The 18,740-nt window shown below is 42.2% G+C and carries 18 protein-coding genes; 9 read left to right on the forward strand and 9 right to left on the reverse strand.

Annotated features, from left to right (window positions below; genetic code table 11):
• Positions 1 to 61: 61 nt before the first annotated feature.
• Both GHNINEIG_RS06540 and GHNINEIG_RS06545 read left to right on the forward strand, forming a co-directional pair.
• Positions 62 to 967 (forward strand): DMT family transporter, encoded by a 906-nt coding sequence (locus GHNINEIG_RS06540; RefSeq protein WP_135795898.1) that lies wholly within the window; start codon positions 62 to 64, stop codon positions 965 to 967.
• 30 nt (positions 968 to 997) lie between these two features.
• On the forward strand, positions 998 to 1,300 hold the full coding sequence (locus tag GHNINEIG_RS06545) for a DUF3817 domain-containing protein (protein ID WP_135795899.1): 303 nt from the start codon (positions 998 to 1,000) through the stop codon (positions 1,298 to 1,300).
• A gap of 19 nt (positions 1,301 to 1,319) precedes the next feature.
• On the opposite strand, the gene yjgA is transcribed toward GHNINEIG_RS06545, so the two are convergent.
• From yjgA to GHNINEIG_RS06560, 3 genes are all read right to left on the reverse strand, one after another.
• A complete protein-coding gene (yjgA, locus tag GHNINEIG_RS06550) occupies positions 1,320 to 1,865 on the reverse strand; it encodes a ribosome biogenesis factor YjgA (RefSeq protein ID WP_135795900.1) in 546 nt (181 codons plus the stop codon).
• A 70-nt stretch (positions 1,866 to 1,935) separates the two neighbouring features.
• Positions 1,936 to 3,954: an NAD-dependent DNA ligase LigA gene (ligA, locus tag GHNINEIG_RS06555; protein WP_135795901.1), complete on the reverse strand. Its 2,019-nt coding sequence runs from the start codon at positions 3,952 to 3,954 to the stop codon at positions 1,936 to 1,938.
• Between the two features lie 6 nt (positions 3,955 to 3,960).
• A complete protein-coding gene (locus GHNINEIG_RS06560; RefSeq protein WP_135795902.1) occupies positions 3,961 to 4,869 on the reverse strand; it encodes a cell division protein ZipA in 909 nt (302 codons plus the stop codon).
• 148 nt (positions 4,870 to 5,017) lie between these two features.
• Here GHNINEIG_RS06560 and GHNINEIG_RS06565 point away from each other — a divergent pair, with 148 nt between their 5' ends.
• Positions 5,018 to 6,328, forward strand: coding sequence for an FGGY-family carbohydrate kinase (locus GHNINEIG_RS06565; protein WP_135795903.1), 1,311 nt, complete (start codon positions 5,018 to 5,020; stop codon positions 6,326 to 6,328).
• A 67-nt stretch (positions 6,329 to 6,395) separates the two neighbouring features.
• Here GHNINEIG_RS06565 and GHNINEIG_RS06570 read toward each other — a convergent pair whose 3' ends face one another.
• A complete protein-coding gene (locus tag GHNINEIG_RS06570; protein ID WP_135795904.1) occupies positions 6,396 to 7,157 on the reverse strand; it encodes an HAD family hydrolase in 762 nt (253 codons plus the stop codon).
• Between the two features lie 184 nt (positions 7,158 to 7,341).
• Here GHNINEIG_RS06570 and dksA point away from each other — a divergent pair, with 184 nt between their 5' ends.
• From dksA to GHNINEIG_RS06590, 4 genes are all read left to right on the forward strand, one after another.
• Positions 7,342 to 7,770, forward strand: a complete 429-nt coding sequence (gene dksA, locus GHNINEIG_RS06575; protein ID WP_135795905.1) for an RNA polymerase-binding protein DksA — start codon at positions 7,342 to 7,344, stop codon at positions 7,768 to 7,770.
• A gap of 99 nt (positions 7,771 to 7,869) precedes the next feature.
• Entirely contained in the window at positions 7,870 to 9,438 is a 1,569-nt protein-coding gene (locus GHNINEIG_RS06580) for a bifunctional aminoglycoside phosphotransferase/ATP-binding protein (RefSeq protein WP_135795906.1), read from the forward strand.
• 29 nt (positions 9,439 to 9,467) lie between these two features.
• Positions 9,468 to 10,049 (forward strand): hypothetical protein, encoded by a 582-nt coding sequence (locus tag GHNINEIG_RS06585; RefSeq protein WP_135795907.1) that lies wholly within the window; start codon positions 9,468 to 9,470, stop codon positions 10,047 to 10,049.
• A 47-nt stretch (positions 10,050 to 10,096) separates the two neighbouring features.
• Complete coding sequence (locus GHNINEIG_RS06590) at positions 10,097 to 10,318, forward strand: hypothetical protein (protein ID WP_135795908.1); 222 nt, start codon at positions 10,097 to 10,099, stop codon at positions 10,316 to 10,318.
• A gap of 20 nt (positions 10,319 to 10,338) precedes the next feature.
• Here the strand turns inward: GHNINEIG_RS06590 and GHNINEIG_RS06595 are convergent, their stop codons facing one another.
• The gene (locus GHNINEIG_RS06595) at positions 10,339 to 10,938 is read right to left on the reverse strand and encodes a YqiA/YcfP family alpha/beta fold hydrolase (protein ID WP_135795909.1); all 600 of its coding nucleotides are present in this window, start codon (positions 10,936 to 10,938) and stop codon (positions 10,339 to 10,341) included.
• 14 nt (positions 10,939 to 10,952) lie between these two features.
• Between GHNINEIG_RS06595 and GHNINEIG_RS06600 the strand changes: the two genes are divergently transcribed.
• Positions 10,953 to 12,746: a single-stranded-DNA-specific exonuclease RecJ gene (locus tag GHNINEIG_RS06600; RefSeq protein ID WP_135795910.1), complete on the forward strand. Its 1,794-nt coding sequence runs from the start codon at positions 10,953 to 10,955 to the stop codon at positions 12,744 to 12,746.
• A gap of 66 nt (positions 12,747 to 12,812) precedes the next feature.
• On the opposite strand, the gene thrC is transcribed toward GHNINEIG_RS06600, so the two are convergent.
• The 4 genes from thrC to alaC form a co-directional block, all read right to left on the reverse strand.
• A complete protein-coding gene (gene thrC / locus GHNINEIG_RS06605) occupies positions 12,813 to 14,288 on the reverse strand; it encodes a threonine synthase (RefSeq protein ID WP_135795911.1) in 1,476 nt (491 codons plus the stop codon).
• Positions 14,289 to 14,376: 88 nt separating this feature from the next.
• Positions 14,377 to 15,429 (reverse strand): hypothetical protein, encoded by a 1,053-nt coding sequence (locus tag GHNINEIG_RS06610; RefSeq protein ID WP_135795912.1) that lies wholly within the window; start codon positions 15,427 to 15,429, stop codon positions 14,377 to 14,379.
• A gap of 69 nt (positions 15,430 to 15,498) precedes the next feature.
• Positions 15,499 to 16,815 carry a homoserine dehydrogenase gene (locus tag GHNINEIG_RS06615; RefSeq protein WP_135795913.1) on the reverse strand — a complete coding sequence of 439 codons (1,317 nt, stop codon included), beginning with the start codon at positions 16,813 to 16,815 and terminating at the stop codon, positions 15,499 to 15,501.
• A 14-nt stretch (positions 16,816 to 16,829) separates the two neighbouring features.
• Positions 16,830 to 18,020: an alanine transaminase gene (gene alaC, locus GHNINEIG_RS06620; protein WP_135795914.1), complete on the reverse strand. Its 1,191-nt coding sequence runs from the start codon at positions 18,018 to 18,020 to the stop codon at positions 16,830 to 16,832.
• Positions 18,021 to 18,334: 314 nt separating this feature from the next.
• Here alaC and GHNINEIG_RS06625 point away from each other — a divergent pair, with 314 nt between their 5' ends.
• Positions 18,335 to 18,727 (forward strand): Mth938-like domain-containing protein, encoded by a 393-nt coding sequence (locus GHNINEIG_RS06625; RefSeq protein ID WP_135795915.1) that lies wholly within the window; start codon positions 18,335 to 18,337, stop codon positions 18,725 to 18,727.
• The last annotated feature ends 13 nt before the right edge of the window (positions 18,728 to 18,740 follow it).

Raw genomic sequence — 18,740 nt, forward strand, 5'->3', positions numbered from 1 at the left:
ACCCGAAATTAACTTTTTATCTTTCAAAGACCTATTTAGTGACAAGGATTTTTACATTTCAATGAAAGTGGCATTGGCTTATTTTGCAGTCATTTTAATTTGGGCAACAACGCCGTTGGCCATCCAGTGGAGTGGTCATGACAACTGGTTCGTCGGGGTGGCTGGTCGCATTTTAATCAGTGCAATTCTGATTATCCCGATTCTGATATGGATGACTCGTGTTCGCTTTTCTTTCCATTGGCGAGACATCAAAATCTATTTGGCAGCGACCTTGGGGATGCTGGGAGGAATGACACCGATGTATTATGCTGCCCAGACCATGCCTTCTGGCTGGATTTCGCTTATTTTTGGCTTGACCCCTATCTTAACCGGAGTGTTTGCTTTCATTTTGTTAAAAAACTTACAACTGACATTGAGCAAATACATCGGCATACTGGTGAGCTTCGCAGGACTGTCAATTATTTTTATCCCTAAACTCAACTTTGCACCAGATCAGCAACTCTTGTTAGGCATGAGCCTGGCGGTATTAGGTGCGAGTTCTCATTCCCTCAGCACTGTGCTGGTCAAGAAACTGAACCATGGCGTGCCGAACACTCATATTGTCGCCGCCGCAGTCTGGCTGACGAGCTTTGTTTATCTACTGATTCACCCGCAGTACCTTTATCAGTTACCCCAGTTATCTGAAAAATCTTTTTGGGCCATTACTTATCTTGGTGTGTTTGGCTCTTTGGTCGGATTTATTCTTTATTATTATGTGCTCAAGCGCATCGATGCCATTCGGCTAGGGCTAATCACACTTATCACACCGATTATGGCGCTCTTTTTAGGCTATTTATTGAACAATGAACCGCTTAATAGCCGTATCCTAACCGGTGCAGGCCTGGTAATTTTTGGCTTAATTTTGTTTGAATTCGGGCACCGTATTTCAAAAGAAAATTTAAAGCTATTAACATCCAGAACGCTTTAAACAAACAGATTAAAACCACAAGGAAACAGGATGACACTGGTAAGATGGATGGCGATATTGGAAGGAACTTCTCTACTGGCTTTGCTGTTTATTGCCATGCCATTAAAGTATCAATTCGGTTATCCGGAAGCGGTACGTTGGGTTGGACAAGCACACGGAATACTCTTTCTTGCCTTTAATGCTGTGTTGTTTGGTTATGCCTTAAAAGGGGGTTTAACAGAAATTCAGGCCTTTAAGGGTTTTCTTGCCTCATTCATCCCTTTCGGCACGTTTGTTTATAAAGCCACGACACTGAAAACGATTCGCGCGCAATCCACAAGACCTGAAGGTTAACGCGCCTCTCGAGTGGTGCTTACCACTCAAGACCTTTTAGATATTGGAAAATCGCTCGGTAAGATTTCGGCGGTTTATTTTGTTCCGATTCTTTTTGAGCATTTCGAATCCATTGGCGCAGTTGCGTACGATCCGCATGGGTATACAACTGCATGAATTCATTCAACGCTTCATCTCCTTCGGAGACCAGACGATCACGCCATTTCTCCAAACGATGGAAATGCGCCGCTTGTTGTTTGGATTTTTGCTCTATTTCAAATAAACGCTGTTTAATTTGAGTGATTAAATCTTCATTTTTTCTTAAGTACTTACCGATATACAATTTTTGGCGCTTAATAGCCGGTCCGTTTCTCATTTCTTTCAGTAACAAGATAGCTTTAAGCAAATCATCCGGCAAGTTAAACGTCTTTAAAGTTGAAGGGGAATACTCCGATAACTGCTCACCTAAATCGGTAACCGCCTGGGCAGCTTTTTTGATATCCGTTCGGCTTTCAAACTCTTCTTGTTCCCAATCAGGTGTTTCTTTTTTTTGTTTGGTTCTGTTTACGTTACGAGGTCTGACCATATCGGTTCCATTATTGGGGTTATTTATATTTATAAGCGATCAAAGATAAGACGGTTTAAGCGTTTTAACTTTAATCTTGTTGTGGCATCATTGCAAGCCATTCTGATTCAGTCAAAACAGCCACACCCAAAGACTCTGCTTTGGTCAATTTTGAGCCTGCTTTTTCACCAGCAATGACATAATCGGTTTTGGCGGACACACTCCCTGTGATTTTAGCGCCTTGCGCTTCAAGCAACACTTTGGCTTCTGGCCGACTCATTTCCGACAAGGTACCTGTCAAAACAATTACTTTATTGGCAAAAGGGGAATCTTCCACGATTGGAGTCGTTTCAGGTGTTGGCCAGTGCATTCCCGCATCAAGCAACCCTTTTATAACCGATTCATTATGCGGCTCTTTAAAAAAGTTCACAATGTGTTCCGCTACCACTTCCCCCACATCATTAAGCATGATTAACTCTTCAAATTCTGCTTGTTTAATCGCATCCAAGTTTTTGAAATGATTTGCTAAATTTTTAGCAGTCACTTCCCCAACTTCAGGGATTCCCAAACTGTATATAAATTTCGCCAGAGTGGTTTCCAAAGAAGCCTGGATACCGTCAACCACATTTTGTGCAGATTTCTCAGCCATGCGTTCTAAGGTTGCCAGTCTCTCAACCGTTAAATGATAAAAATCATCGGGGTGCTTTACCCATCCTTTATCAACCAACTGATCGATCAACTTATCGCCCAGTCCTTGAATGTCCATCGCTTTTCTTGATACAAAATGATGCAGAGCTCGCTTACGCTGCGCAGGACAAACTAACCCACCTGTACAACGGAAAACCGCTTTATCCAACTCTTTAACCACATCTGAGCCGCATTCAGGACAGTGCTGAGGCATTTCAAACAATTCTGTGTTTTCTGGGCGCTGAGCTAGAACAGGTCCGACCACTTCTGGAATAACATCCCCTGCCCGACGGACAATAACGGTATCGCCAATACGGACATCCTTTCGCTTTATTTCATCCATATTGTGGAGTGTTGCATTGGACACAATCACGCCGCCGACAGAGACGGGTTGCAACCGTGCAACAGGTGTTATTGCACCTGTTCTCCCGACCTGAACCTCAATATCCACTAATGTCGTCCAGACTTCTTCAGCTGGGAATTTTCTAGCTATGGCCCATCGAGGCGCTCTTGCAGTGAATCCTAATTGTTGCTGAAGTTTAATGTCATTCAACTTGTAGACGATGCCATCAATTTCATAAGGCAAATCGGAACGTTTTGCTTGAATCTTTTCATAATAAGCATACATTCCTTCCAACCCACTGACGATTTCAGTCTGAGGATTGGCCGGCAAGCCCCATTCAACAAGTTGTCCGATCATTTCAGAATAATATTGCGGCAATCGCCAGTCTTCGCTTAACTCTCCCCAGCCATACAAAAAGAAACTAAGGTGACGTTTCGCAGCCACTTTGGAATCTAACTGGCGTAATGAACCAGCCGCGGCATTTCGCGGGTTGGCAAAAATCTTTCCTCCCACTTCTTGTTGGTATTCATTCAACTGCTGAAACGCAGACTTCGACATGAACACCTCGCCACGCACTTCCACCACTTCCGGCCAGTCATCACCAAACAGCTTTAAAGGTATGGAATGAATCGGACGGATATTATGCGTGACATCTTCCCCTACTTGCCCATCACCACGTGTGGTAGCTTGGACCAGCTGTCCATTTTCATAACGGATATTAATTGCCAACCCGTCCATTTTAGGTTCAGCAGAAAAGGTTAACGATTTCTGATCGGGGAGTTTTTCCTCAATGCGCTTCAAAAAGCTTTTCAACTCGTCATCTTCAAAGGCATTATCTAAAGAAAACATCGCCACAGCATGACGCACGGTTTGAAACTCTTTTAAAGGTTGGTCGCCAACACGCTGGCTGGGAGATTCCGATAAGATCCAATCAGGATGTTCGTCCTCTATCTTTAGCAATTGCTGGTAGAGGACATCATATTGTGAATCACTGATGATTGGGTCATCCAGCACATAATACTGGTAACTGTGCTGGTTTAAGGACTCAACCAGCTTTTGATAGGCTTTTTGATCTTGCATGGAAGTTTATATGGCTGAAGATTCATAAGCCACCGCGGCATCGCGCATGGCTTGCAAGTCAGATTCTTTCAATAAGTGTCGATTTGCATCATAAAGACGCCCATTCAAACGCTGCGAAATCTTGCGAGACATCATAATCATGTCATGCATTACTGCTGGAGCTTTAACGGTAGTTGGTAATTCCAATATCAAAACCACGCCTACTGTTTTAAGCTCACTGTTGGTAGGCTGATCTAACGGGAAAGTTCCAGGCTCTATCAAATTGGCTACACGGATTATCTCATTTCCCATCGAGTCATTTTTAACAAAAATACCTGTCTCTGAAGGTACCAGCCCAACCCCTTGTAAGGTTTGGTTGACTTTCGGCCACAGAAAATCATCCGTTCCCATGACAATAATGGCAAAAACTTGAGGCTCTTTTTGCTCAACATCAGCGTCAGACTCCGCTTTTTGAATACCTTCTTCAGGTATCCCAAAGCTGGGCTCATAGTCAGAAGCAGAAGCTGGTTCGCCTTCCGAGCCAATTGGCTTCATGTCCTCAACTTCCAACACCACATGTTTTGGCTTACGATGAGTCTCTATGTCGGCTTCCGTAGCGCCTTCTGCCGCCTTACTTTCCTTAGGCTTTTCTACCTCAAACTCTTGACCGAACGACAAGCCTAGCTGGGACTCTGGAACCTGCTCTGCCTCGTCTTCAACATGTAAACGATTTTGTGTTCGACTGGAAAGTGGAATGTGTGCTTCCCCCAACTCCTTTAAGGCGTTATAAGCATCTTGACGGGACGTGTTTTCTTTCGTCTCCGTCTCGTCTTGTGCTGTGTTATCGCTGTTGCGAGCTTTGACTTTTTGTAAAATATAAAGCCCAACAATGACAATAATTGCAAATATCAATAATACTTGTTGCAATTCGTTCATCCAGCACTTCCCTTAATTTTTTTTGAGTTGATAGAATACAATCTGAATGTAGAAAATTTTACTTTAATTTCACCATAAAGAAAAGTGAAGACACCTTTTAATCTGGTGTCTTCACTGATATTTTTTAAATAACGTGGGAAGACGTTGAATGCATAAATCCTCAAACCATTCTGAATTTATTTTAGGAATTGATGTCGGCACGTCTGGTATGCGTGCGGTAGTTGTTGAATCAAAAGGTTTTTCTGAAGAAAAGATTGTATTCAGCACCACCGTCACCATGCCATTTCCAGAACGGACAAGCAACCAAAGTGAACAAAATCCAGCAATTTGGTTAATGACGTTAGAAAAATTATTTTCTCAATTACAAAGCTTCAACAACGTTTCCAAGATAACCAAACTGGTTTTAGATGCGACCTCCTCCACTGTTTTATTGTGCGATCAGAATGGCACACCGAAAACGCCCGCCTTGATGTATGACGATAAACGGGCACAAACACAAGCGAACCTCATCAAAAAAGCGGGGCCAAATGAAAGTGGGGCTCATGGTGCTTCCAGCACTTTGGCTAAGGTCTTGTGGCTGGAAAACCATCTTCAAGCCACTCAGAGTCAACAGGACTTAAATGCATATTTCATTTGCCATCAAATTGATTTCTTAAATTATTTTTTGACCGGAAAGACAAACATAACCGATGAAAACAATGCCCTTAAGTTAGGCTATGACTCGATGCGCCAAGGTTGGCCAGAGTGGGTCAAAAAACTTGTCTCTATTCCGCTTCCCGATGTGGTCGCCCCGGGCACAGAATTGGCTAAAATTCAACCAGGCCTGACTCAGCAATATGGATTTAACCCCAATCTGATGGTATACACCGGCACCACCGATAGCATTGCCGCTTTTCTAGCCTCTGGCGCAAATCAAGTAGGCGATGCGGTCACATCTTTAGGATCCACATTAGCCATCAAACTTCTATCAGACCAGCCTGTTTTTGCCCCTCAATATGGGATCTACAGTCACCGCTTAAAGGGACAATGGTTAGTTGGTGGAGCTTCAAATGCAGGCGGTGCAGTATTGTTAAAATATTTTGCATTAGACACGTTGATTGAACTCCTCCCACAGATCCACATCGACAAACCAACACACTTACATTACTACCCATTGCTAGAACCAGGAGAGCGTTTTCCCATCTCGAATGCAAAGCTTCCACCCAAATTAACACCCAGACCGGATTCAGATATTGAGTTTTTACAGGCCATTATAGAAGGGTTAGTAGAAATTGAGGTGTTGGCTTATGAACGACTCTCTGAACTGGGAACCCCCAAAGTAAAAAGAATTTTTACCGCAGGTGGCGGATTAAAAAATGCAGTTTGGATGACGCTTCGAGCGCAACAACTCGCAGCTGAAATTGAACCGGCCAACAACACTGATGCCGCTTTCGGGGTCACTCGTTTAATCTCCAAATAAAAAAGCCCTTCTACAAAATAAAGGGGCTTTTCTATACCAAACTCTGAAAGTTTAGAAAACTTGAACTTTAAACTTCGGCAATCATTTTAACCAAGTCTAAATCCAAATAGGTTTTACCTTTGGCGTCACCCGATAATACCTCAAATGGTTCATCAGGCTCCCCCATATGATTCAATACCAATTCCGCTTGTGAAAAATCATCATTTTTGGTGTATTCATTAATTGTGACGATGGTACGGAGATTCGCTCCAGCAGACGACAAAATCCCGTTATAGGAATCTTCAAAAGCAATCGCTTGTTCTGGCTTCAAATTCATCTGCTCTAACGCCCAATCATAAATGTCCGGAGCTGGTTTTTTCGCAGGAACAATATCTCCCGCTGCAATCACTTCAAACCATGATTCTGAATCCGGTCCTAACGTATTCGTCAACAATGCAGTGACATTCTCAGGGGTAGTGGTTGTTACCACTGCCATACGCATACCGGTTTCCCGCGCTTCATTAATGAGACGTTCAACGCCTGTTCTTAAAGGAATTTTACCTTCACCCATTAACTGCGTATAAAACTTAGTTTTAGCCGCATGCAAGTCTTTGACAAACTGATCGTAATCATCCGGCTTTTGAAAAGCGGTATTAAATTTTTCTAAATAAAAACGAATACGTTCTTTACCACCTGTAACGGCTAATAATTCTCCATATAGACTTTCTGACCAATCCCAGTCCAGCCCAGCTTCTTCAAAAGCCATATTAAACGCAATTCGATGTCCATCCCTCTCTGTATCGGAAAGAGTCCCATCCACGTCAAACAACAAAGCTTGTAGTTCTGCCATTATCATATTCCTTATATTTTTTAAGTATTTAAATTTTAAAACTGCGCCTATTAAAGCGTATTTACACAAATTTGCAACATTGAATTCATTTAGATATAAAAAAAATTATGTTGTCACTTTTTTTAAAAGTTGGTATAAAACGCAGTTAGATTTTTTAATAAGAACAACAAAAAAAGGGAAGGTTATGGAAAGCTCAAGTGATTTTATAGAAGACTATCCTCAATACGAAATGAAGCCAGGTGAGGAGTACATGAGTCCTGAAATGCTGGAGCATTTCAAGAACAAGTTACTGGCATGGAAAAAGCAGTTGATTTGGGAAGCAACCAACACGGTTCAACACCTAAGATCAGACTCTTCAACGCCTGCTGACCCAAGTGACCGTGCATCTCAAGAGGAAGAATTTGCACTGGAATTGCGTACGAGAGATCGTGAAAGAAAGCTAATTTCTAAAATCGATAAATCGTTAAAAGACATTGAAGATGGTGATTACGGTTATTGCAAAATGAGCGGTGAAGAAATCGGCTTAGCACGTATGGAAGCCAGACCAACAGCAACTTTGACTGTTGAAATGAAAACCAAACAGGAAATGCGTGAAAAACAAGGGATTGCTTAACCCCTAAATTTCCCACAACCTTCTTGATGCCTGCTTTCATGGCAGGCTTTTTATTCTCTAATCAAAACGTCTAACATATTAGACAAACCCTAAAAATCTGTGAATTTATCTTTTTTATTTGACGAACTTTCCTGCTCAAAGCTTTACCCCCATGCCGTGGAGGTCATTACCACGATCGAAACGCATATTTCCATTATCTTTTTAACCGGTGAATTTGCTTACAAACTCAAAAAGCCCGTCGATTTTGGTTTTCTGGATTTTACTGACCTAGCTGAGCGCAAGCGATTTTGCGAACTTGAAATCAGCCTCAATCGTCGAACAGCGCCTGACTTATATTTAGACGTCTGCCCTTTGTACCTGAAAAACGATCACTTACAATTTACCCCGCATGGCGAACCGGTTGAATATGTGATTAAAATGACGCAATTTGATCCAAACCTTGTGCTCGGTCGCTATTTGAAAGACCACACATTAAACCATTCACAAATAAAACAATTGACAGAAAGCATCGCACATTTTCATTTATGCGCTGAAAAAGTCTCTGATGACCTAGCATTCGGACATCCTGATAATGTCATCCATCCTATGTTGGATAATTTTCCTTCCTTATTAAAAACATTTACTCATCCAGAGCAACAGTATCGACTACGACAATTGGCCGATTGGACACACTTCACGCAAAAAACGCTCTTTAGAGCGTTACTGGAGCGAAAAAAACAAGGTTATATTCGAGCCTGTCATGGTGATATGCATCTTGATAACATCACATTATTAAATGAAAAACCAACCTTGTTCGATGGCATTGAATTCAACGAACAATTTCGCTGGATTGATGTAATGAATGACTTGGCTTTTTTAATGATTGATTTGGAAAACCGTCATCAGCTTGGGCTAAAGCGACAATTGTTAAGTTATTACATTAATTTAACAGGTGACTACAATGGGTTGAATTTACTGACATTCTACCAAGTTTATCGCACAATGGTTCGCGCTAAAATCACCGCGTTAAGATACCACCAGTTAGAGAAAAACAGCTTCGAAGCCGAACATTATTATGCATTGGCATTGACGTATCTGAAACAGGCCGAAGACACCGCTTATGCCCTACCGGAACCCAAACTGATTTTAATGCAAGGTGTATCTGGATCGGGTAAAAGTCATTACGCTCAGCAAATCCTACAACACCTCGATGCGATTATTATCAGCTCAGACATTGAACGCAAACGATTGTTTGGGATTTCCCCACTGCAACGTGTTTCTAAGGCAAAACAAAAATCATTGTATTCGCCGGAAATGAATCGTCGAACCTATCAAACACTGTTGGAGCTGGCGAAAACCACCTTAGCATCCGGTTACAGTGTCATTATCGACGCCACTTTTTTAAAGGAAGCTCATCGACGTCCTTTTCAAAAGCTGGCTCAAAAGCAGGATTACAACTTTTATGTGTTTTCCATCCCCCACCATGACCACGTATCGATCATTGAAGACAGTCTGGCTCAACGAATACAGACAAATGACAACCCGTCTGATGCCGACATCAGCGTGATGCAACGTCAACTAATACAGTATGAAGCGCCAGATTATGGACCAGAACAAGTATTCACACTTACTCCAAAAGAAGAATTGTCCAATGAAGCCCTCAAGAACTGGTTAAACCTGCCGTTATAAACAATATCCAATTAAAAGTTCAAACCATTATGTTAACGACTGTTTTAAAATCGGTTCTCATTATCAGCTTTATGCTCATTCTGCCTGGAAACGTTTCAGCGGCAGAAGACCGCCCGAAGCCTATTGATAAGGTCACCCTATTGGGGTTGGATTTAACTCAAAGTGATTTGGATTCCGTACGTCAACAACTATGGGACATTGGCGGCTTTAAGCAAGCACGCTCCACGGTCAGGCAACGCAATGTTGATAAATTCTTTGCCGTTTCACGCTTTAAAGACAGCTATTATGTTGAGTTTCGTTACGATAATGCGGGAAAAGTGACATCTGCTTACCAGCTATTCGAGTATCGAACGATTGAATTTCAAAATCGCAGAACCCCAGTACAGACTCGAGCGGTCGCTCTTGAAATTATGAAACAAATCGGACAACCGACTCAAGTACTTCGTAAAGGCTGGGGAGGCATGCCGGACTATAATGCTTACATTTGGAAAAATGATCTCATGACCGTTGAAGTGGACCGAGAAGGCAGTGAAATCTTAGGCAATGTATTTGTCAAATACACTGTCAACAGAGACCCTTATTTTGTTGCAGATAAAGATAAACCGCAGTAACATAAAGTTTAAAAGTTAAAGTCACAACAACAAACGGAAAAACCTTTATGCAAGTTTCAAATTCAGCAGCGGCCTTTGCTTACCAAGGAATGCAAGATGGCTTTAACCGGCTGGCTGATAACAGTCAGCAATTAGCAAATCCAAATAACACCGACAAGACTGAAGCATTGGTTGATCTAAAACAGAACGAAACCCAAGTGCAAGCCTCTGCCAAATCGTTTAAATCTTATGATGACATGATTGGCACTCTAATCGATATCATGGCTTAACCCGCCTACCCCTTTTGCACTTATAAACACTTGTTTTTTGCAACAAAAGAGCGCATTTCCGGCCAAGCCGGTTCCAAATGCTGAAAGGCATGATTCCCTTCTTTGAAAACCAATACTTTTCCAATGCTCTGATACTGCTGTTGTGCAATTTGGAAAGGAATCACTTCATCCTTTTCATCTAGTAATACCAAACTATCAATCGAGGTGTCCGGTGCCCGGTAAAATGATTTCAGTGCTTTTAAATATGGTGAATCAATTTTAAAAGACTCACCAGTTGCTTCATTCACATGACTGCCAGAATATGGTTCAAGCAATGGTACAGGGTCTAGTGCCGGGTTAATCATCACCAAAGGCACTTGATATTTCTGCGCCAAATATTGACCATAAAATCCGCCCATTGAAGAGCCAAAAATACACCAGGCCTGATCAGGATTCGATTCGACATGCGGTAAAATGGATTCCTGAATAATAGATTCTATGAATGCCACTGAATGCTCAGGAAAATCAATCGGGTAAGTCGGGGTCAACACCTCTGTTCCCAGGGCGTTGAAATGCGCTTTAACCCACTGCCCTTTATAACTATTTCCCGAGCTTAAAAAGCCATGCAAGTAAAGAATCATGTTAAAATTTCACCATGCTTAAATATCCCAAAAAACCGCTCATTACCGAAAGAACACCATCCGATAAAATATACCAGGCCGCCCTCTCGCTTGGGTTATCAGAATTACAAGCCAAACTGGTAGCCAACCGGTTAACCGAAGCGGATTTCAGTCATGATAACATGCTCGAAGAATTGCAAAAAATCGTTTTTCCGAAGCTGCAGTACCTACAACACCCAGAACAGCTAAAAAATGCCAAACAAGCTGCCGAGCTAATCGCTGATGCCGTTGAGTCGGACGGTAAAATTGTCCTGGCAACCGATTACGATACCGATGGGGTTACTTCCGCCTGGGTTGCAACTCGGGCGCTCATTGATTATTTTGGCGTGTCACCTGAACGCATTGAACACATGATCGGTGAGCGTAAAGAAGGCTATGGAATCACTGAAGAAGTTGTGAATCGTATTTTAGCGATTGACGGAACGATTGATTTGGTCATTTCAGCAGATCAGGGGTCCAGTGACGAACCAAGAATTAAGCGGCTGGCCGATGCCGGCATTAAAGTCTGCGTAACAGACCATCACCAAATGACGACAGAAGGTGCTCCAGCAAGTGCCGCTTGCACAGTCAACCCACAGCAAACGGGCTGTAACTACGATAAAACCGTTGCGGGGTGTTTTGTTATCTTTCTGGTGATGGGACAAACGCGCGCGGAATTGATCCGCAGACAGGTCATTCCCGAGAGCACGCCTTCTTTAAAGGATTTAACGCAGAATATTGCATTAGGCACAGTGGCAGACAGCGTCAGCCTGAAAAGTGTGAATAATCGTGCCATTGTCCAAGCCGGTTTGGCTGCCATCAATCAGTTTACGCACCCTGCCTGGCAAGCTCTGCAGAAAATGAATGACAATCAAGGGCAACCCTTTAATGCCGAATACCTTGGTTTTCAGGTGGCCACCCGAATCAATGCTGCAAGTCGCGTCAGCGATGTGACCACAGCATTTAAATTCTTAAATGCGCCCAACCTCGAACAAGCGACCCCATTGCTGGCACAATTGGATCAAGACAACCTAGATCGCCGAAGCCAGCAAGAAGGTATGTTAAAGCAAGCCCGTGAAACGGCTGAAGCCTTGTATCACGAAAACAAATTTACTTTAAGTATTCGAATGACCGGCAATGCCGGCATCCAAGGGATTATTGCATCTCGAATTGGAGAACAATACGGTGTACCGACCATTGCGATGACGGACCTGGAAGATGGCTACTTGGCAGGAAGCGGGCGCGGTATTGTGAGTAATATTGATTTGCGAGAAGCATTTCAAACAATGGCGGAACGCCATGCGGGCTTGTTCAAATCCATGGGAGGTCACAAAGGCGCTGCAGGCTGTATGATTCCCATTGAAAAGTTCGACATTTTTTCAACGCTGTTTGAAGAAACGATTCAAGAACAACTGAACCATACCGTTCCAACACCGACCATTGAAACTGATGGTCAATTAGCCGGATGGCAACTCACGCCTTCGCTTATTCAAGAGCTGAATTTATTAGAACCCTATGGAAGAGAATGGCCTAAGCCCTTGTTTTCAGGATTTTTTGAAATACAGGATTTGCGCCCTGTCGGACAAACAAAAACGCACTTATCATTTAAATTGCGTTCCGACGACCACCAAATAATCTCAGCGATATTCTTTAATGCCAAACCCAATGCTGAAGCGCCAGATGGCTTTTCGATCGGTGAAAACGTGGAATGTGCTTACCAACCCAGTTTAAATACTTTTTATGGAAAAACATCTCTACAACTCAAAGTTGTTGCGATGAATCCTTTGTAAAAAAGTCAAAAAAAATGACCAGGCCTGGTCATTTTTAAATAGAGTCAAATTTGAAAAAACATTGAATTAACCCAAAAAGTTAAGAATTTCCTGTTCAATATCCGTTTTATCAATGACCGTTTTCTGAGTAATTTCTTTATCAAACAACGCCGAAATTTGATTTGGAATCTTTACATCGGCTTTTTCAGAAATCATTTGTAACGCATCTCGGTCATGTTCAAACTTTTGTCCCGTCAAGGCATCTGCAATCACTGGTGAGAACTTGGTCCATTCAGCCGTCGAGTAGGCAATTGTTTTAATGGATTGATCCTCACGACAGGTATGATAAGGTTTGAAACAGGTTGCTGTGTGAGGACACATTAAATAACCCTCAGCAAAGGCTTCACGAATATATTGCTTCCCTTCTTCATCGGTACAGAAATCCGCCGCAAAGATGGACTGAATTTCTTTCAGTTCTGATTCAGTCAATGCGTAATACTTATCTGTATCCAACTGCAGCATCAGTTCTTTCGTTCTTTCAGAACCAAACAAATCAAACAAGATACGTTCAATATTAGATGACTTTAGAATATCCATCGCAGGAGACGTTGTTGGAATGACCGACGCATCACGCAAGTCATATTGCCCCGTTTTAATAAAATGCGTGAGCACATTATTTTGGTTGGAAGCGATATGAATCTGCTTAACAGGCAATCCCATTTTATAAGCATAATAACCGCCTAATGCATTTCCGAAGTTACCGCTGGGAACATTCAAATAAACTTGCTCACCCATTTGAATTGCTTTGACGCGAACCAGCTCTAAATAACTGTAGATGTGATAGATGGTTTGAAAAATAATACGACCAAAATTGACTGAGTTCGCAGCTGACAAAGAAATATGATTTTCTTTTAACTTGTCACGGAAAGTATCTGAAACCAACAAAGTTTTCAATGCCGTTTGCGCATCATCAAAATCGCCATGAATCCCGATGACTTTCAGGTTATCCGCATCTTCCGTTACCATTTGCAAACGTTGTACATCAGAGGTTCCCCCATCAGGATACAAACAAACCACCTGAACGTTGTCACGGTTTTTAAAGGTCTCTAGAGCGGCAGGCCCCGTATCCCCACTGGTTGCCGCCAGAATTAGATATTTTTCCTGATTCGATTGCGCTACGGAAGACAGCACTTTACCAAATGGCTGCAATGCCATATCTTTAAAGGCACGCGTTGGGCCATGATACAACTCACTGACATACAAATCATCGTACACTTTCACAACCGGTACAGGATTACTTGGATCATCGAATTGATCATATAAGCTCAGGGCATCATCAATGACTTTTTCATCAATATCCACTTCAAACAAACTTAGGACATCTTTCGCTAATTTTTTATAACCGGAATCCACATGACTGTTTAAAAATTCGGCATCAAATACCGGTAATGATTCAGGTGAATAAATACCACCAAAAGAGGACATTGGACTTAAAATAGCTTGTGAAAAAGTAATCGATGGTGCTCTTTGACCGTCATTACCACGCGTTTCAATAAAGTTCATGCTGTTTCCAGTAAATTAGTATGCTTTTAAATAACGGCAAATTATACAAAAATTAGGTTAGAAAATCCTTGTAAATCGGCGTCTAAAATCAGACTTTTGTTAATGATTTTTTAAATCGCCAAAATCGCTTGAGATGTTTTGGGGTCAAGTAATAACGCTTCTGATTGCCTAAATCAATAAACAAGGACGTAATTTCTTTCTGACGTAACGCCTTAAACAACTCTGAAAACCACTGTTCTTCCAGCTCAAGTAAAAATGACTGCCACTCTTCTTTACTACTGTTCTGTAAGGTTTGATATGGAGGTTCAAGATGAATCAAATGGTGTTGGGTTTGCGTTTTATCCGCCGATTCTACCCAGGCCTGGTAGTTTTTAGGTACCTCAAAAGCAGAAGCATTCGTAAGCTGCGCCATTCCTTGTAAGTATGGGTGCTCCGACCAAATACAGGCGTTATCACGCGGGGTTAATCGATCGGCTTTGACCTGCCCTTCTCCCCAAATCCAAATACTGTTGATTTCTGGCCAACCTTTTTCACGGCGCGCTTCATTTACAGGATGGGTATAAAACAACATTTGTACTTCGTTCATCATTTGATGCCAGTAGGTACCAGCATTGCCTTGAGGATAAAGCCCGTCCACACTTTGGTAAGCCGCTTGTTCTAGCGGCACCGTCTGTATATCAATCGGTTGCGCAATTCGTAAATACCAATCCTGCGGAGAACCATATTCCAATTGCACTCGATCCGATTCAAAATGTGCATTAAATGCGCTGATTAAAGCCTTAGATTCGGCTTCTGTGATTGCCAGGTCTTGTGGAGGAATCAATACCAGCGTATCTCGATCCGCCACCATTTGCAATGGTTCGACCCGCAACCAGAACGCAGTGGAATCATAATCGGTTATCTGGGTAGCGGCCATGGTTGAGGCCACTGGCAAACACTCAGGTTGATGGAATAAATAACTTGCTTGCTGATGAAATGTGGCTTTTTTAGCCGAAAACACATCCGCTTTACTTAAAAGTGTCTGTAGGTGAGGCAATGACATGGATTTGATTAAAGTGGAACCTTCATCACTTTGAATAGGATGTAATAGTTCTGGAAGCCAGAACGTAACCGCTTGACCAACACCTTTTGATTGTGTCATCCATATTTCCTTTTTTAAGCGCTAAAAAAACCGGGTAAACCCGGCTTTATCATTTAAGACTAAGCGACTTTAATCTAAAGAATCCACACGAATACGCATGATTTTACCATCAATCGCATCCAGGCTTTCTAAGGCCTGAACCGCTTTATTCAATGCCGTTTCTTTAACCGCATTGGTAATCATCACCAACGTTGCATCATCTGGATTTTGACTTGATGGTTCTTGGTGTAACAATTCAATATTAATTTTAAACTCCGCCAAAATTGAAGTGACCTTTGCCAGCACCCCTGCATTATCTTTGGCAAAACATCTCAAATAATAGGCAGTTGTAATTTCATCGATTTCAACCACCGGCGCGTCTTCCAATTTCTCTTGTGCAAATCCAAGCGCGGGCACACGATAAGCATCGGACTGTTCTTCTGCACGGATAATATCGATAATATCCGCCACAACGGCACTGGCTGTTGGCCCAGCCCCTGCGCCCGGACCATAATACATCGTTGGCCCTACATGATCCCCACTCACCATCACGGCGTTCATCACCCCATTCACTTGAGCTAACAATACAGATTGCGGCACCAGAGTTGGGTGCACTCTCAGTGAATAACCATTTTCTGATCGGCTAGCCACCCCTAAGTGTTTGATTTCAAACCCTAACTGATTTGCAAATTGAATATCTTCTGCCGTAATCTGGCTTATGCCTTCTGTGTAGACACGATCAAATTGAAGTTTAATGCCAAAAGCAATTGATGCCAAAATGGTCAACTTATGCGCCGCATCGATCCCTTCTACATCAAAAGTAGGATCGGCTTCAGCATATCCAAGCTCTTGTGCGGTTTTCAAGACTTCTGCAAAATCGGCTTCGGGCTGTTTCATTTCGGTCAGAATATAATTTCCTGTCCCATTTATAATGCCCGCAACCCATTCAATTTTATTGGCAGATAACCCTTCTCTAAGGGCTTTAATAATTGGAATGCCACCAGCCACTGCCGCTTCATACGCAATCATGACTTGATGTTGCTTCGCCAGCTTAAAAAGCTCATTACCATGCTCGGCAATGAGTGCTTTATTCGCGGTAACGACATGTTTTCCGTTTCGAATAGCCGTTTCAATGCAGTCTTTTGCCAGGGTTGTTCCCCCCATCAGCTCAACCACAATATCGACGTCAGGATTATTGACGACATCCATCGGACGGACGGTCATCTGCATACCATCAGTATCCACAGCACGTTGACGAGCTAGATCTCGTACAGCCACCTGGACGATTTCAATGGTCGCCTCCCCTCCCAATCTTCTTTCAATTTCTGGGAGAGTGTTGTTTAAAATATTGGCAGTGCCACCGCCAACGGTTCCAAATCCTAATAATCCTAACTTAATCTGCTTCACTACAACTCCAACGTTTAACCAATCAAACCATCTTTACGAAACATATCGCGAATACCACGAATAGCCTGACGAGTTCTGTGTTCATTTTCAATCAAACCAAAGCGGACATAGTCATCCCCGTAATCTCCAAATCCAATACCAGGAGAAACGGCTACTTTGGCTTCTGTTAATAATTTTTTTGAGAATTCCAGCGATCCCATTTCACGATATGCTTCAGGAATTGGTGCCCAAACAAACATCGTTGCCTTAGGCGGTTCCACTTCCCAACCTATACTATTCAGTCCTTGGCATAGCACATCTCGGCGCACTTTATACATGTCACAAATTTCCTGCACACACTCTTGCGGCCCTTCCAATGCGGCTATCGCAGCCACTTGAATCGGCGTAAAAGTTCCATAGTCCAAATATGACTTCATTCGTTTGAGTGCGTGAACTAAAGTAGGGTTTCCAACCATAAAACCAACACGCCAACCCGGCATGTTATAACTTTTTGACAAGGTATAGAATTCAACGGCAATGTCTTTTGCTCCTTCCACCTCTAAAATAGATGGGGCTTTATACCCATCAAACACGATGTCAGCATATGCTAGATCATGAATAACCCAGATGTCGTGTTCTTTGGCAATTGCAATGACTTTTTCAAAAAACTCTAAATCGACCGTTTGGGTAGTCGGGTTACCAGGAAAGTTTAAAACCAACATTTTAGGCGTTGGCCATGATTCTTTAATCGCTTTCTCCAGTTCATCAAAAAAGTCCACATCGGGCGTCATACGGACATGGCGAATATCAGCACCGGCAATAACGAATCCATAAGGATGAATCGGATATGCAGGATTAGGAACTAATACCGTATCGCCCTTCTCAACAGTGGCCAGTGCTAAATGAGCCAAGCCTTCTTTCGAACCGATGGTAACCACCGCTTCAGTGTCCATATCCAAATCGACATCGTATCTGTTTTTATACCAGTTACAAATTGCTTTTCGTAAACGTGGAATCCCTTGAGAGACTGAATAACGATGCGTACCTTCACGCTGTACCACTTCAATTAACTTGTCGACAATATGTTTTGGAGTATCTTGATCTGGATTCCCCATACCAAAATCGATGATATCTTCGCCCCGACGTCGGGCTTCTGCTTTTAAATCACCTACAATATTAAACACATAAGGTGGGAGCCGTTTAATTCTTTGAAAGTCGCCAGTCACTTATTTATAACCTTTAAATTGTTCTGTTACGGAGCTTAGATCAGAGTTTCTGATGCAATTAACCTGCTTTTGAATAAAAATTTTCAAACTGCTTTTTAATCGATAAAAACACGTGTATTTCAAGCAGATTGAATTGACTCATTCGAAAACTCGACATTAAACTTCTTACTAACTATTTTTAGCCGAAGTTCAAGGCTCCAAGAGCAGAAAGTGTGTTGAGATTTTAATCTGTTAATGATACAGAAACATTTTTTTTCGTCAATTGAAATGTACGATATAATCACGCTAAAACGTGGTTAAAAAAGAGCGAATACATGAAATTTACCGAACATAGAGATTCCAATATTCTCTCCGTGAAAAAATATCAACCAGGCCTGGTTAAAATTAATGATATCGATGTTCATTCAAGTTGTTTTCTAAGTCAAATCGAATTAAAAACGGACTGGCCTTGCCAACATATTTCAGAGCTAACAGAATCTCACCTGGATCAACTTTTGGAGTTGACACCTGAAGTGATTATTTTGGGAACAGGTGAACATCAAACCTTTCCAGCACCAAAGTTCTTTGCTTATTGTGCTCAAAAAGGAATTGGGCTTGAAGTCATGGACAATGCAGCTGCTTGCCGGACGTATAATGTTTTAACAACTGAAGATCGAGAAGTCGTACTGGCATTAATTTTATCGGAAAGCACTTCACCCGAAGGTTAACACCGATTCAACG

The sequence above is a fragment of the Hydrogenovibrio crunogenus genome (assembly GCF_004786015.1).
In the GTDB taxonomy this organism is placed as follows: domain Bacteria; phylum Pseudomonadota; class Gammaproteobacteria; order Thiomicrospirales; family Thiomicrospiraceae; genus Hydrogenovibrio; species Hydrogenovibrio crunogenus.